13 protein-coding genes are annotated in these 14,503 nt (G+C 58.7%); 3 read left to right on the top strand and 10 right to left on the bottom strand.

Going from position 1 to position 14,503, the window contains the following annotated elements:
* Positions 1–231 precede the first annotated feature (231 nt).
* From LZK81_RS28795 to LZK81_RS28750, 10 genes are all read right to left on the bottom strand, one after another.
* Positions 232–969 (bottom strand): hypothetical protein, encoded by a 738-nt coding sequence (locus LZK81_RS28795; RefSeq protein WP_233957914.1) that lies wholly within the window; start codon positions 967–969, stop codon positions 232–234.
* A 1-nt stretch (position 970) separates the two neighbouring features.
* Positions 971–2,527 carry an ATP-binding protein gene (locus tag LZK81_RS28790; RefSeq protein ID WP_233957903.1) on the bottom strand — a complete coding sequence of 519 codons (1,557 nt, stop codon included), beginning with the start codon at positions 2,525–2,527 and terminating at the stop codon, positions 971–973.
* Between the two features lie 500 nt (positions 2,528–3,027).
* Positions 3,028–3,393, bottom strand: coding sequence for a hypothetical protein (locus LZK81_RS28785; protein WP_233957902.1), 366 nt, complete (start codon positions 3,391–3,393; stop codon positions 3,028–3,030).
* A gap of 91 nt (positions 3,394–3,484) precedes the next feature.
* A complete protein-coding gene (locus tag LZK81_RS28780; protein WP_233957901.1) occupies positions 3,485–4,435 on the bottom strand; it encodes a hypothetical protein in 951 nt (316 codons plus the stop codon).
* A gap of 642 nt (positions 4,436–5,077) precedes the next feature.
* Positions 5,078–6,142: a hypothetical protein gene (locus tag LZK81_RS28775; RefSeq protein WP_233957900.1), complete on the bottom strand. Its 1,065-nt coding sequence runs from the start codon at positions 6,140–6,142 to the stop codon at positions 5,078–5,080.
* Positions 6,143–6,214: 72 nt separating this feature from the next.
* Positions 6,215–6,391 (bottom strand): hypothetical protein, encoded by a 177-nt coding sequence (locus LZK81_RS28770; protein ID WP_233957899.1) that lies wholly within the window; start codon positions 6,389–6,391, stop codon positions 6,215–6,217.
* A 150-nt stretch (positions 6,392–6,541) separates the two neighbouring features.
* A complete protein-coding gene (locus LZK81_RS28765; RefSeq protein ID WP_233957898.1) occupies positions 6,542–7,639 on the bottom strand; it encodes a hypothetical protein in 1,098 nt (365 codons plus the stop codon).
* Between the two features lie 175 nt (positions 7,640–7,814).
* Positions 7,815–8,270 (bottom strand): hypothetical protein, encoded by a 456-nt coding sequence (locus tag LZK81_RS28760; protein ID WP_233957897.1) that lies wholly within the window; start codon positions 8,268–8,270, stop codon positions 7,815–7,817.
* The gene (locus tag LZK81_RS28755) at positions 8,267–8,824 is read right to left on the bottom strand and encodes a hypothetical protein (protein ID WP_233957896.1); all 558 of its coding nucleotides are present in this window, start codon (positions 8,822–8,824) and stop codon (positions 8,267–8,269) included. Before LZK81_RS28755 ends, LZK81_RS28760 begins: the two co-directional genes overlap by 4 nt.
* A 100-nt stretch (positions 8,825–8,924) precedes the next feature.
* Entirely contained in the window at positions 8,925–9,860 is a 936-nt protein-coding gene (locus LZK81_RS28750) for a DNA-methyltransferase (protein ID WP_233957895.1), read from the bottom strand.
* Between the two features lie 235 nt (positions 9,861–10,095).
* Here LZK81_RS28750 and LZK81_RS28745 point away from each other — a divergent pair, with 235 nt between their 5' ends.
* From LZK81_RS28745 to repB, 3 genes are all read left to right on the top strand, one after another.
* Positions 10,096–11,127: a hypothetical protein gene (locus LZK81_RS28745; protein WP_233957894.1), complete on the top strand. Its 1,032-nt coding sequence runs from the start codon at positions 10,096–10,098 to the stop codon at positions 11,125–11,127.
* Between the two features lie 1,023 nt (positions 11,128–12,150).
* Positions 12,151–13,314 (top strand): plasmid partitioning protein RepA, encoded by a 1,164-nt coding sequence (repA, locus tag LZK81_RS28740; protein WP_233957893.1) that lies wholly within the window; start codon positions 12,151–12,153, stop codon positions 13,312–13,314.
* Positions 13,311–14,345: a plasmid partitioning protein RepB gene (gene repB, locus LZK81_RS28735; protein WP_233957892.1), complete on the top strand. Its 1,035-nt coding sequence runs from the start codon at positions 13,311–13,313 to the stop codon at positions 14,343–14,345. Before repA ends, repB begins: the two co-directional genes overlap by 4 nt.
* Positions 14,346–14,503 lie beyond the last annotated feature (158 nt).

Raw genomic sequence — 14,503 nt, 5'->3', positions numbered from 1 at the left:
TGTCCGGCCGGAGGCTCGATCCCTAGCGCAGCTTTGTCGATGCCGTCGGAATCGCAAATCTTCCGATCGGAATCGATGATTGCGCGCTCTGAATCGAAACTGCAGACTTCTGAATCGATTACAATGTGGCGAGAATCGAAAATCCGGAGTTTCGAAGCGAAGACGCCGAGTTTTGAATCGACGTTCCGTTATCTAGAATCGTGGTTCTGCAGCCTTCGGACGACAAGCAGCTCATTCTGGTTCCGGCATTCCTGGTTCTGCCAGCCCAAGCATCTGCCGGATCTCGCGCCCCTCCATGACACCCCTCTCCTGCAACCGGCCGGCAATCTCAAGCAAATCATCCCGGTGGCTCGTCAACAGCTCCAACGCCAATGTCTCGCCTGAGATCAGGCGCTCGTTGACTCTTGCCGCCAGTTCACGATCGAGGCTCAGCAGATCGAGACTGCCGGAGGGATTGCGATAGAGAAGCGGATTGACACTGGAAAACCCGAGCCTAGTCTCGGCCGCCAGCGCATAATCCGTCGCCTGGGCCAGATCGCTCGTATCGTCGCCGCCGGCTCCGGCAACCACATCGCCAAGGATCAACCGTTCGCTCACCCTCCCCGCAAGAAGGCAGGCCAACGTTTGCGTCAGCCAGCTCTCGGTCTGAGCCATGTCGTTTCTGCGGCGCGTCAGCACCTGTCCGAGATTTTCTGCGCCGACGGTGACGGACAACAACTCGCCGACCCCCAGTAGCGACCAGGCAATAGCATGTCCCGCTTCATGCAGGCAGACACGCCAGAGGACATCGTCAGGCATCCGCTTGTGTCTACCCTGAAGCGCGATATCGATGTCCTGCCACGTCAGCGGTCGTTTTTGCCGTCTGGCAGACTGGCGGGCTTCGCGCACCAGCCGCTCGATATCGGCTCCGGTCTGTCCCAGGGCTCGGACCGCAAGCGGCCGCAGTCCGGCATATGTCGATCTGGTCATATCAGTCACGGAGGGGCCTCCTGTTCTGGTCGATGTCGTTGCCGTTGTCCGGGTCTGCCGCATCCGCAGACGGTGTGCGGCGCTGTTTGAGAGGAATAGCGTTTCTCGGCGCGGCTGGCCGCAATCGGGCTTTGGGGATTGCCGCCGGTACAGTGGCCAGAACACTTTCGAGATCGGCGCCGAGATGATGTGCCAGAATGCCTGTCAGCGCATCGACATCGGGCATCGGGATAACGATGTGCTTCTCCAGCCGCCCCGAGCGCAACAGCGCCGGATCGATCCGGTCGGGGAAGTTCGTTGCCGCGACGACGATCACGCCTTCCGATTTCAGGGCACCGTCGAGCAATTCCAGCAGGCTATTGACCAGGGAGGTCCAGTAATCGTCATAGGACCGATTACGATCGCCGCCCCCTGCCCGGCTGCCGATGCCATCCAGCTCATCGACGAGCAGGATGCACGGAGCGTTCGCTCGCGCTGTCTTGAATGCCGCCGACATGCGCTGCAGCACATCGCCGAGATATCCGGGCTCGAGCCATGACGTGACCGAACTGATCACCAGCGGCACCTTCAGCGAATTGCACAATGCCCGTGCAAACGTCGTCTTGCCCGTCCCGGGCGGACCGGACAACAAAAGTTTGGTGCTCATGTCGCCCCAGCCGATCTCTCCTGCCCGCCATTCAACGAGGTCCGCCTTGAGATCCATCGCCCAAGATGTCGCATCTCCATAACCGGCCAGCGTTTCGACACGAAGTGTCGGAGCAGCTCGTTTGCGGACAAGTCCCGCAGACGAGCTGATCGAACCAAGGCTTGTGGCTGGTTCTTGCTCCACGGTGACCGCGTCGGGCTGGATGATATCGACGGAGACCTGTGTGTCCGTGCCCTTACGCTTGCCCCCTCCACTCTTGCGGTCATCCGTGTCACTGCCGCCGCTTGCTTCGTCCTCACTGGTGATCGGGCGGGCCAGAATTTCAAGCGCGGTGAGGATGGTCTCGACAGAGCGCCCTGGCCGGACTGCCAATGTCAGATCGTCGATATGCAGACGCGACAGATCGAATGGTGTCTGGCGGAACTGCTCGAGTGTCTCGTGAACCGGGATGCCGCAGCAGATCGACAACAGCGAAGCGAGAATGTCTTCATCAAGCGGTCCGCATTCCAGGACCAGATCGGCTGTCTCGACAATACCGGACATCAGCGCCGCTTCGGTTTCGTCCGCGATTATCACCGGCAGATGCGTTTCGCACAAAACATTGCTGATCTGCCGGCGCACCATCGTTTCCTTCGATTTTGCGATGGCCTTGCCCGAGGCGGCCGCGACCTTTCGGCGTTTCTTGGCCGTCCGCTTTTCGTCATAGCGGTTGGAAAGCGAAATCAAGTGAAACAGATCCGCGAGCTTTGCCCAGAAGGGAACGATAACGCCCTCCTCCAATGCCTGGCCAAACCGATGCTCAAACCCACCGACCGGTGCCTTGATCAGGATGAAGGGGTCGGGTTGCGACAGAGCGTCCAGAAAATCGGCTATTCCCGCCAGACTTGATCCGGCGGCGCGCGCAACGAGCAAGGCGACCGCAACCTTGTTGACATCCGGCGACGGCAGGAATGAACGGACCAGTGACAATACTGCTCGACTGTCGGACGCGTCGCCTCTCACGGGACGCACGGGATCGATATGGTTGAAAGGGCGAGCAGCGGAGACGATTGCACGCCGTGCCGGCGTCTCGTTGGCCGTATCCGGCTCATAAGGGATGCCGACGATCCGATCTGCCGGGTCATTCTCGCCGCCATCGGCCTGCGAACCCGTTTGTGAGGATTTCAGCAAGCGGGCGAGGACCCGGCGATCCCGCTCCGGATCGCCGGTCAGAAGATCGCATGGGTCTGCGGCGACCCAGAGGTTGGTTTTCGCCTCACCGAATTCGCCAATCGTGTGCATGTCCAGTAGCTCGACGTTCGCGGCGCTGGCATAAAGATCGAGAATGGCCAGGCGGCGGATGCGGCGCAGGAAAAAACGCATCAGCCGTTGTTCGAGGGTTTCTGCCGCACGAGACTTGATGTTGCCAACCATCATGCGCCCTCCCCGTTCAGCTCAGGCAGATCCAGAAACCTGGCATTGCCGGTCAGCCATTCGCGCACCATGATCGCGGCAGCATCGCCACGGTCGCATTCCTGCAGCAACCAGCGACGCAGTTGCGTCGGCAGACTGGTCATGCTGATGCCGCGGCGGCGGGCAAAGCGGATCGAAGCGCCGACCACAGCCGCCACATGCAGTGCCCGGTCTTCGTCGGTTTCGACCAGAGCCCCGACCGCGAATTCGATCGCAGCGGCATTGGAGGTCACACCCGCGATGTATTCGGCTCCAGACGTGTTTGCGGTCTGGGGCTGGCGAAGTCGCTGGCCCGGAAACTTGATGATGTTGGTCGGTGTCGTCACGTTGACGTCTCCCATTGGCCGGACGCTGTCTGCATCCCGGCTGAAGCCTGATGGAAAAGAAGGAATGGACCGGTGCGGTCGCAGCCGTCGGTTACCGCAACTCCGAGCCCGGAACTTTCGCAAAGCCGATGCGCGGCATGGTCGCGTGCCCGGCAGCTTTTGCCGGATCAGCATCGTTGGCGGCGCCGGACGCGGCCAACGATGTTCGCTCATTGGTTTCGTCTGCTGTGGCAGTCCCCTGCCCGCCCTCGCCCGACTGGAAATCTGGCGCGCCGTGAAGCTGTCGTCGTGCACCTGTCCAGTTCCCGGTGATCTTCTCGCGGAACAGTTCGCGCAGTCGCGTCATCGCTGCACCGGCGCCGTTGATCTCGAGCAGATGATCGAGGTGACTGAGCGGCCAGATGCCGCCATCGATATCCGTCCTCTGGCTTTCGGCATTGACGATCACCACGCGGACATCTTCCGCCACCAGACGCCGGTGTTCCTTGTACAACAAGTCCGGTACGACAAGGGCTGCTGCCAGCATACGGCTCTTGAGTGCTGCAATCCGCGACACCTCGTAGGACGACAGGCTGCGCTTGACATCGATCACATGCGCAATCCTGGTCGGACGATTGAGGATCAAAAGATCCGGCGTGTAGGATCTGCGCCCGCCGCTATCGGCATCGAGCGTCAGGCTGCGATAGAGATGCACGGCATTCTTCTCGACAAGCTGCATGGCGGCCGGTGTCACGGGAAGACGCAGATTGTCGGTCAGTACGACCAGATCGGGATTGGTCGTTGCAATCAGGCTGATACCGCGTTCGAGCACCTTTCCCTCAAGGATCGGAATGGCGCGCAGGATGGCCGACATGCTGTCGATCCCGGCATCGAGGGCGCCGGCCAGCGCATCGGCCGACAGTGCCGATGTGACCTCGGCGACCAGCTGTTCGAACACGCTCGCCATCGCGTCGGGATCGACACTGTGACGATAGAGGCAGGCCGGTGATGGGGCGAGCGTGGTGTTGGAAAGCAGTGGGGCGGATGATGGTGTCGTGGTCATGGAAATCTCCTTGGATGACACGATCCGGAACCGGGCACAGGTCTGCAAATGCGGAAATAATTTCCGCATAGATAGATCACGACAATCGATCAGACAGAAAAGCCGGTCGGATGGCTGCAGTCAGCGCTCGAGCGTGGCGATGGGTGTCACAGCCGCAGATGATGCTGACCGGTGCGATCCGGTATGCAGCCCGGTGGCATCGGTTTCAACAGGAGAAATATTCGGAGATGCTTCCGGAACGGAAGCGAAGCAGTTATGGGTCGACATAGCCCAATCCTTTTTACCAAGGTTGCGGGTCAGGCCCTCGTTCGATGTGTCCAGCATCGTCGGGGGCCGCTAAGTGTCTGCAGGAGCACGTTTTTCCGCAGACCCTGTCGACATAGCCCGGAGAACCGGTCCCGGCAAGCCAGTGGAACGCATCCGGAACAGAAAGAGCCCTGGTATGGTTAACGGCGGACGTGGCACGAAAATGCCCGGACACCGAGCGGGCATCCGGGCATAAAATTCGGCATGGTCGTTACCTCAGGTCAGAGCATCTTCGACCTCGGTTACGGCACCGAGGTCGCGCTGCTCCACAGAATTGAAACCGCGTCATGCCGGTCGCGAAAGGACCCGGTTCGAGATATGCACAATCCAGGTCGGTCAGCCAGCAGATCCGAACTCGAGCATCACCGTCTCGCGATCCATGCATGCCCGAACAAAATCTCGGTGCTCGATCAACTCCGCTGGATGGGCGGTCCAGAACGGATCTGTATCCGGTTGCTCGACGACATCGGCAGTCGCATTGATCAACCACGCGGCGAGGCCATTTTCGCGATAGGATTTCAAGGCGTCGGCGAGCCCCAGAACCTGGCGCATCCGATCTGTTCCGAGGTTGACGAGATCAGCAAGACCATCCCGGTCGGCCTTTGACATGCGCGTGTCAAAGAAATTGCCGAGAAAACGGTGTGCGAAGATTGCGGCATTCAGCGCCATAGTATCGGTGTCGAACAGATCAGGTCTATGTACAAGGACGCAGTCGTGCTCGAAATCGCGTTGATGCCCACAGGTCTCTGACAGATCTCGACTCCGCGCGATAGCAAGTTCGTGATCTGCCAGCGAGTAGATACCAAAGCTGTTGCGATTGCCGTTGATGATGTCACGTAGCAATGCGTTGTCGTCGGAAACCAGATCAATCGTCAACGTCTTCGCGTAATGGTGTCTCCGGTTGATGGAAAGCAGAGGTCGCTTCGTTTTACAATACAATATGTTGTCGACCACGATCAGACGATCACTGCGGTCAGCGAAGGTATCGAGTTGACTTTGGGCGATATCGTTATCGAGTTTCCGGATGCCGAAACCTGGCAGATCAAGAATATTAGCAGGATGTTTCAGATCGATGTCCCCATGGCATCCCACAGTGTGCCACAGGTCGCGATGAACCTGCCAATAGTCGGTGACGTTGATCAGTGCGCGGTTTGAAGGATATGGGTGAATGTGTAGTCTTGCGCCTGCTTGTGGCACGTCGCCTGCACTTTGGAAAAACTCGCCATTCAGCACACGCATTTCACCATCGGGTAGGGTCGCAGCAATTGGTGCTTCGTCGGCGTCGATAATCGCAACGTCGATCTCTTTGGTGAGATTGGCGGTGATGATCTTCCGGTTTCGCGCCCGCCGCGGATAGCCCGTGGTGGCGACGGGAATTTCAAAGTTGATGGTGACGGTCATTGCATATCCTTCAAGTGTTTCGGCCAAGTGGAGGTTGATCTGCCGACGAGAGATCGTCGGCAGTCTGGTGGATCAAGCCGACTTGGCCCGCTTTCGGGTTTTCGCTTTTCCGTGCGCGGCGGCCTGCGAGCGGCTTTCCGCAAGGGCCCAGCGCATCGCTGTCTGCGCGTGTTCGACGAACATCTTGTGGAAGCCTTGTGGGCCATGCCAGTGATCGACGTCGCCGAGGTAGGAAAGCACCAGGATCATTTTGTCCCAGCGGTTCAGCGTGTTCCACTCGCCATGGTGCTCTGAGGCTTTGTGCCCGCGAGACGACGCCTTGGGGCAGGCTCGCGTCTCGGCATGCGGGCTCCTCGTCCCGCCGGCGACACTGCGCCGGCGGTCTTCTTCTTCCTCCCATCAGACATTTGCGGCACCTTCGGTCTGAACTTCAGGCTCCGGCGCGGACATCTCGACGGGTGCGATGGAGGGCACCTTGGCGATACGCGTTCTCGCCGGTACCTCCTTTGCATGGTCCCCTGCCCCACCATCGATCTCCTCGTTCAGAGGCTCGTCTGCGACGGCTGAAGTCGCCTGATCAGCGTCATGCTCCGCGGTATCATTTTCGCCCTCATCCGCAATGTCCACTGCGGCCTGACCGATCAAGCCGGCAGTGCCGGGGAACGCTTCGCCGAGAACCACGAAACGCAGAGCCGGCAGTGCCTCGTCGACGACCCAGTCGTGGAACTCTTCGCGGCCGGGGTAGCGCGGGGAATCCCCGAGACGGGCGATGATCCGCCGTGCCTTTTCCCATTCGACCGGAAGCGGAGCGTCTGAGCCGCGTGGCGAGATCACGGCACTCAGCAGAATGCCCGACCTCTGGCAGTCGGCTTCGAGCGCTGTTGCAAGCCTGGTTTTCGGGACGTGCTTGCCCTTGCGGATGTCGGCGACGATCAGTTCGACAGCCTTCAGCGAACGCTTGACGAGCTTGTTGATCACCTCCAGATCCACCTTCACCCTGTAGTCGACGGCACGGCGAAGGCCGGTAGCGCCGCCGCCTTCTGTTGCAGCCTTTGCCGGCGTGTCTCCCTTGATCCGCTGCTTGACCTTGCTGACGGTGAACTGCTCGCCCGAAAGGATCCGGCCGAGCAGTTCCGTGATCACGGGCGCATCCGCCGTCGCGATGGTCGTCATGACGGTCGGCTTTACCGCTGCGGCGATCAGCAGCTCCTGCTGCTCCACAGTGAAGACCTCGACGCGGATCGTGTGGTTCCACGCGTTGCGGACTGTCATCCCGCACTCCAGTTTCAGCCACTTGCCGAAGGACTTTTCCGGCAGCACCGACTTGACGCGGATGAGCTGCCGGCCGAGCTCGAGCGCTTCTGCCGCGTCCCGCCTGCCGAGAGACGCGATGAAGCCGCTCACCTCCGACAGAAGCGGCCGGTGCTCCTCCGGTGCTACGAACGTTTCTGCCGTCTTGCTTGCCTTGGCCTTATTGGCCTTCTGTGTTTTCTGCATCTGGAACTCCCTTGATGCGATTGCTGGGGTAGCCGAAGCATTGGGCAATGCTCCTCGCTGACGCCTCCTGCGAGCGATGGCGTCAAAATGAAGCATTGATTTTGGAGGGGATCGTCAGACCCTGCCCCGCCGTGCGTATTAACGCCGGTGGCAGCAGGGCGCCGACGAGATCACTTCATGACGGACCGGCTTCGGTCATGCAGCGGCGCTGCCAATGCTCCTGGGTCCGCATGTATGCGGCACGTCGCGCGACCCAGTCGCCACGGACCAAGCAGTCGAGAAAGGCGGTCTGATAGGATGCGATCATCGCATCCTCATGCGCGCTGAGCGCTTTGCCGGACACCTGAGACTGGCGCAGGATGTAAAGGATGAGAGCCGGCAGCGGGTACAACCACATCGCAACGCGCAAGTTCGACATCATAGTGCCCGCCGGCAAGCCGATCGCGATCGAGCCTGGGTTTGCGGCCCCGATACGCAAATGCAGTGTATCGTTTGGGTCAGCAACCAGTGTCATGCCGTCCAGGCAGAGGTCCCCCTTACGGCCGCAAGTGTCATCAAGCAGATTGCGGGAAGAGCCGGGGGCCCCGTGAGCCTTGTCTGCTAGTGCCATGATTGCAGGAGAGAAGATCATGCCTTGTCCTTTCCGGTATCGTTGTTGGATTTGCCCTTCCAGCTCGTCTGGCCAGAGGTGTGGGCGGTGCAATTGGCGAGCCCATAAGGCCCGAGCGAGAATGCCCGGTTCCAGCTGTCGCGCAGCCATTCCAGAGCCTCGCAATGATCGCCATACTCGATCATGTCGATGAACGCGTTGAGGTTGGCGTCTACCTTCGCTTGCCAGCTCTCGGCACCGGGATCGAAGCCCGGCAGATGGCGCAAGCTGTGAAGAAGCAGGTCAGGTGCGATGTTGACAAACATGGTCGCCAGGAGATCACCGAGTGTCCCAGACGCTGGCAGTGCGATGTACACGGCGTGCTCGGCGGGTTGGCTAAACATCGGTACGAGTCGAATTCCATGATGTGCAGACACTTCGAGCACGCGCCCCTTCAAGCCCCTGGAGAACTGGCCTGGCCGGAAGGTCGCCGTGGAATGCTGCGTTGCACCAGGCGCCGGGTGCAGGTTCCAACGAAGGGCCTGCAGGTGTTCAGCGGACAGTTCCAAGGTAGTGTCAGTCAAGTTCTTGGTCACAGACCCTCCTTTGGCATTTCGATGCCCTACAGAGTGTTGGAATTTTTTGGGTGGAAACCTGCTCGATCGTCGCGGATGCGAGCCGGAGCTACACCGGCGACTAGCCGTGCTGCCCGATCTCACGCACCGCCGCCTCATCGAGACGCTGCCGTGCGATGTTCACATAGGCGCGCTCCTTCTCGATCAGGAGCGAGTGGCGTGCATGACGGTTGCAGACTGCACCCACCGTGCCGGCCCCCGCGAACGGATCGAGAACCAGGTCGCCCGGCGCCGTCAGGGCACGCACAAAGCGTTCGACGAGTGCCTCCGGGAACTGGCACGGGTGCGCGGTTTTTTCGGGATGGTTGTGTTTGACATTCGGGATATCCCAGACGTCGCCGGGATTCTTGCCGAGTGGATTTCCGCTCAGCTGCCCCTTCTTCGGTCCCTTGAAGTGACGCTTTCCCGGATACTTCTGCGCTACCCGGATCGCATCCAGATCAAACTGATAGGTGTCAGATTTGGTAACCCACACGATCGTCTCGTAGCGACCCGAAAGACGGTGCGAGCAGTGCAGACCATGTCCGAATGTCCATACAACGCGGTTGCGCACTTTCATGCCAAGCGCGCGAAACATCGCGACGAATTCGAGATCGAGCGGAAGCACTTCACCGGCATGAACATAGTTTCCGAGCTGCCAGCACATCGATCCATGGTCCGACAACACGCGATGGCATTCGCGGATGATAGGGTTCATCTGTTCGAGATATGCAGCCAACGACGTTGAGCGCTCGTAAGACTTGCCAATGTTGTAGGGCGGGCTTGTGAAGATCAAATCGACAGTCCCGCTCGGAAGCCGGGTCAGGACATCTTTGGCCTGGCCGTGGCGGATGTCGCAAAGTCCATGGACAAACGAAGCGTTCGGCTTGCTGGTCGCAAGGAGGGTTTCTCCATCATTTGCTCGCGAGGCCGCTTTCCTCGAGTGATGGCTAATTGCCGGGATCGGCATTGTAGATGTCGTCAGTCCGATGGTGTGTTTGGGGCGTTGTGTCGGCATCAAAGGGCTCCAATGTGCTTGTGCCACTTTAAAGCACCGATACGACCCCTCGATCTATGCACAACGTTTACATCGACAATACACATCCAAGCATCTGATATGTTTAGATTAAACCAAACAGTAACATCTCTTATATCGTTTCACACGAGGAGGTTTAAGGTTTGGCTAAGCAGCTCTTTTTGTGTCTTGTTAGACTGTGGACCTTATACCGACCTCTAAAGCTAGTGAGGTGAACATGACTACTGACTTGACTGCGATGATGGCGAGGCCGGTAAAGAAAAAAGACTTAGAGCCTAAAAACGATGGACCTCGATTTCCAAAATATCCACGAGAAGTTAGGTTTGAAAAACTTCGCGATATGATCGAACTAGGGGTGCTTATGGGCCGACTGACGCCGGAGAAAGCCGAGCGTCGAGCCAAAAAGTTCGGGTTAGCCCCTTTTGCGTCTGTGCCCGCTAAGATCTCATTTGATGGGCTTCCTGACCTCTGGACGCCGGAGATGGTGGCAACATGGATTGCCACTAAAGACCCAACGAGAGTAATTCGTCATCATTTCGAAAGTTGTCAGTCGTCAGCGATCTGGGTGCGGAACATGCCTGGCCGCTATCATTCGGGTACGGCAGATTTACTAAGTCGGGCGGCTCCATCGCGGCTTTTTAAACCCGGGTCGATACACGCGAAGGGCTACAGTAAGGTATCTCTCACCAAGACAAGCTTGTTCGACAGCTATTACGATTTCGATGGCGAACTATGCGCATTCCCCAAATTCCACGAATGGTTCCAGGAAGTGAAGGAACTTCTCGCTGCCGACCAGATTTGTTCGTGGGGAATGGTTTCAGAGGAGGATCCAGGCCGCAAAATTCGCCCTGATGAATGGCCCTTCGCAAGTTTCCGTCAGGGAGGCAATGGTAGAGCAATTCTCTATGTTGGAAGTGCACCGGTCTATGTTCAAATATTTTTTCTCGGGTCCGAAATCCTGGAGAAATTTAGTTCGGTGGGTTCACAGTATCGAGCTTGGAGGACGGATACAAAGGCGCTTCGTTCGTTATCTTTAAGCAGGCGCATTCTCATAGCGTCGATGCAAAAAAGCGAGAAATTCGCACTTGGATTTCCAATAAATCGCCTATCCAAGAAGGATTTACACAAAGAAATATGGGATTGCATAACGGACGCTGATCTAAAGAAAAAATACGAGGTTACAAGCGATGCGAAGTTCTACAACTTTATAAGTAACGCATTTGAAGCGTATTTTGAAGAGAAAGGGTGATACTCCCGTTTTTAACGGGGCTCGTCAGCAGAAGTCACGCAACCATTTTCAGTTTCTTTACGGGTGCTTTGCCACCAATGGCCATATCGGGCCGTTCGCTGTTGTCGATCTATAGCCACTGCGTGGCGAATTCCCTGCGCCTCCTCTGCTCGTTCTTGTCGTTCAGCTGGGCGCTGTAACGATAGCAGGTCTCGCTGACCGCGAAGGTGCGGCCAGGCAAGCGCAATGCTCACCCCCGCGCGATGCCACTACTCCCCCGGCCATCCCTCGGCCGCCAGGCAAAGTGAACCTTTTGCGGATCGATAGGTTCAAAAGCTCGACATGTCGGACCAATAAGCCAACGGTCGAAAACTACTTTGCACATATCAACCGAAACTCAATCGAGGCAGCCGTGGTCGAAGCCCTGAGCAAGGAAGAGGCGCTGGCCGTCAAGGCCGCATCGAAGAATATGGAAGCGGCGACGATTGCCGGCGCCTCGTCAAGAACAGCGGTTGGCTGCCTCGTCCGATCCGCGTTCGGCAGAAAGACGAAGCCGAAAGCGTGGACGTCGATTTCCCCGTTGCTGCGGAGCAACGGGGGGACAGGCCAAATCGGTTTCCGGTGCGGCTTCGCTTGCCAGAAGGGAGCCCTAAAGCCCCTCCCCTTCCCGCCCATTTTCGGTCTTCTTACTCTCAAGGTCATTTGAAAAGTTGCGAGGTGGCAACTCGGGGATTACAGCCGTAACCGATGAAAGTTGCCAGGTAGCAACTGGGTGAAACCCCGATCCGGCTCCTGAGCGCGATCGCGAAGTCTGACGATCAATGTACGCTCAGCCGGGTATGTCGTGAAAACGCAGTCCCTCATTAAAAACAACTTATCGCGGAGGCAATCCGGCATTAACCGCTCATTAACCCTTATTTTCTTGCCAATCCTTGCGACTCGGGGCATCTTTGGCTACGAATTATCGACTATGTGGGGAGAATTATCGTAGTTATGGCAAAGGCTCGTAGTCTTGCAGCGGGGTTGATGTCCCCGAAGCGGCCGATGACAGAGGTTATTGCCGGCGACGGCGCCGCATTGTCGGAAGAGCTTCAGGCTATGCGCGCGGCGCTCTTTCCGCCCGTTGCCCAGAAGACGCTGCGCTCGTTCTCCTCCCTCGAATCGGCCAAGCTGATTGGCATCGCCGATGCCTATCTTCGACAACTGTCGCTGAACGGCAAGGGGCCACAGCCGGCGGTCACCCCCAATGGTCGCCGCTCCTATACACTCGACCAGATCAACGAGATCCGGGCTGTCCTCGACGAGAATTCCAAAGGCCGGCGCTACGTCCCGCGTCGACGCGGCGACGAACATTGCCAAGTCATGGCGGTGGTGAACTTCAAGGGTGGTAGCGGCAAGACGACCACGGCGGCGCATCTGGCGCAGTATCTCGCGCTTCAGGGATATCGGGTTCTGGCCGTCGATCTCGACCCGCAGGCGTCACTGACTGCGCTGCACGGGTATCAGCCGGAATATGACGTTGCCGCCAACGAGACCATGTATGCCGCGATCCGCTATGACGACGAGCGCCGCCCGATGAGCGATGTCATCAAGCCGAGCTATATTCCCGGCCTCGATCTCGTCCCTGGCAATCTCGAATTGATGGAATACGAACATGAGACGCCACGCGCTTTGGCCGAGCGTTCGTCGGAGCCGTTCTTCGGTCGGGTCGCGACAGCCCTTGGCACCGTCTCCGACAATTACGATGTCATGGTTCTCGATTGCCCGCCTCAGCTCGGCTACCTGACCCTCGGCGCGCTCTGCGCCTCGACCGGGCTTTTGATCACCGCGCACCCGCAAATGCTCGACATCATGTCGATGTGCCAATTCCTGCTGATGGCGTCCGACCTTCTCGGCGTCGTGCAAGATTCGGGCGGCGATCTCGACTACGACTTTATCCGCTACGTCGTGACCCGCTTCGAGCCACAGGACGCGCCGCAGACGCAGATGGTCGGATTCATGCGCTCGCTGTTCCGCGAGCGGGTGCTCACCAACACGATGCTCAAGTCCACGGCGATCTCCGACGCAGGCCTGTCGAAGCAAACGCTCTACGAAGTTGGCCGCGAGAACTTTTCGAAAAACACCTATGACCGCGCGGTCGAGTCGCTCGACGGTGTGAACAGCGAGATCGAAGGTCTGATCCGGCAGGCCTGGGGCAGGGCGGCATGAGCAGAAGAGACACGCTGAAGGCAGCGCTGACCCGTCGCGAACAGGAGTTGCCACCTAGCAATTCTGTCGTCGAAAGCCCTGAAAACAATGACGCTGCGCCGCCGCCCGCTCCGGAAAAGAAGCTCCAGCATATCCGCTCTGGCGCCGTGGGCGCGATGAGCCGAACGTTGGGCAATATCGCCACCGCCGCCGATCAGGCCAAGGCTCTGATCGCGGCGGGATCGGCCGTTGTAGAAATCCCGACTGACAAGCTCGACGGTTCCTTCGTGTCTGATCGATTGCCAGATGACGGCGAGGACTATCAGCGCCTGGCGGATGCGATCCGCGAGACCGGCCAGAAAAGCCCCATCCTCGTCCGACCGAACCCTTCCAATCCGGACCGCTATCAGATCGCCTTCGGCCACCGCCGGGTGAGGGTGCTGGCGTCACTCGGTCGGCCCGTCAAGGCCGTCGTGCAGAACCTGACCGATGAAGAGCTGGTGGTCATTCAGGGGCAGGAGAATTCGGCGCGGGCGGATCTCAGCTACATCGAGCGCGGTCTCTTCGCGCTCGCGCTGGAAAAGCGTGGCTTCGATCGGCAACTGATCATGACCGCGCTGGGGATCGAGAAGACCCAGCTGTCACGCCTGATGAGCCTCACGCATTCCTTGCCGCGTCCGTTGATCGAAGCCATCGGACCGGCGCCGAAGGCTGGCCGCCCGCGCTGGTTAGGTCTTTCGGAGCGGCTGGCAGAAACGAAGCGGAAGGACGTCCTGAACGCGTTGCTCGAAAGCCGTGAGTTCAAGGACGCAGACACCGATACGCGCTTTGCCAAGGTGATGACTGTCCTGTCGGCGAAAAGCACCAAGAAGCGCCCGGAACCGATCAAGGCGCCGAACGGCGCGAAGCTGGCGCTTCTTGAGCGCGGGACTGGCAAGGTCAATCTTGTCTTCGATGAGCAGGCGACTCCGGCCTTTGCCGACTATGTCGCGGCCCAGCTGAACCAGTTGCATGAAGAATTCCTGAAGAGCCGGCGCGACGATCAGTCGTGAACGGGTCACCAAGGTATCATGTCGAACTCTAACGAAAACAGAAGGACATAACTGCAAAAGAAAAGGCCCCCAAACGTTGCCGTCGTGGAAGCCTCTCTTGTATTGTCGCAGATCGAGAATCGCATTTCCCCGAATCCCAGTCAAGAGTCTCTGGCACC

This window comes from Neorhizobium galegae (assembly GCF_021391675.1).
GTDB classification, from domain to species: Bacteria; Pseudomonadota; Alphaproteobacteria; order Rhizobiales; family Rhizobiaceae; genus Neorhizobium; species Neorhizobium galegae_B.
This window is presented reverse-complemented; position numbering and strand designations above follow the sequence as displayed.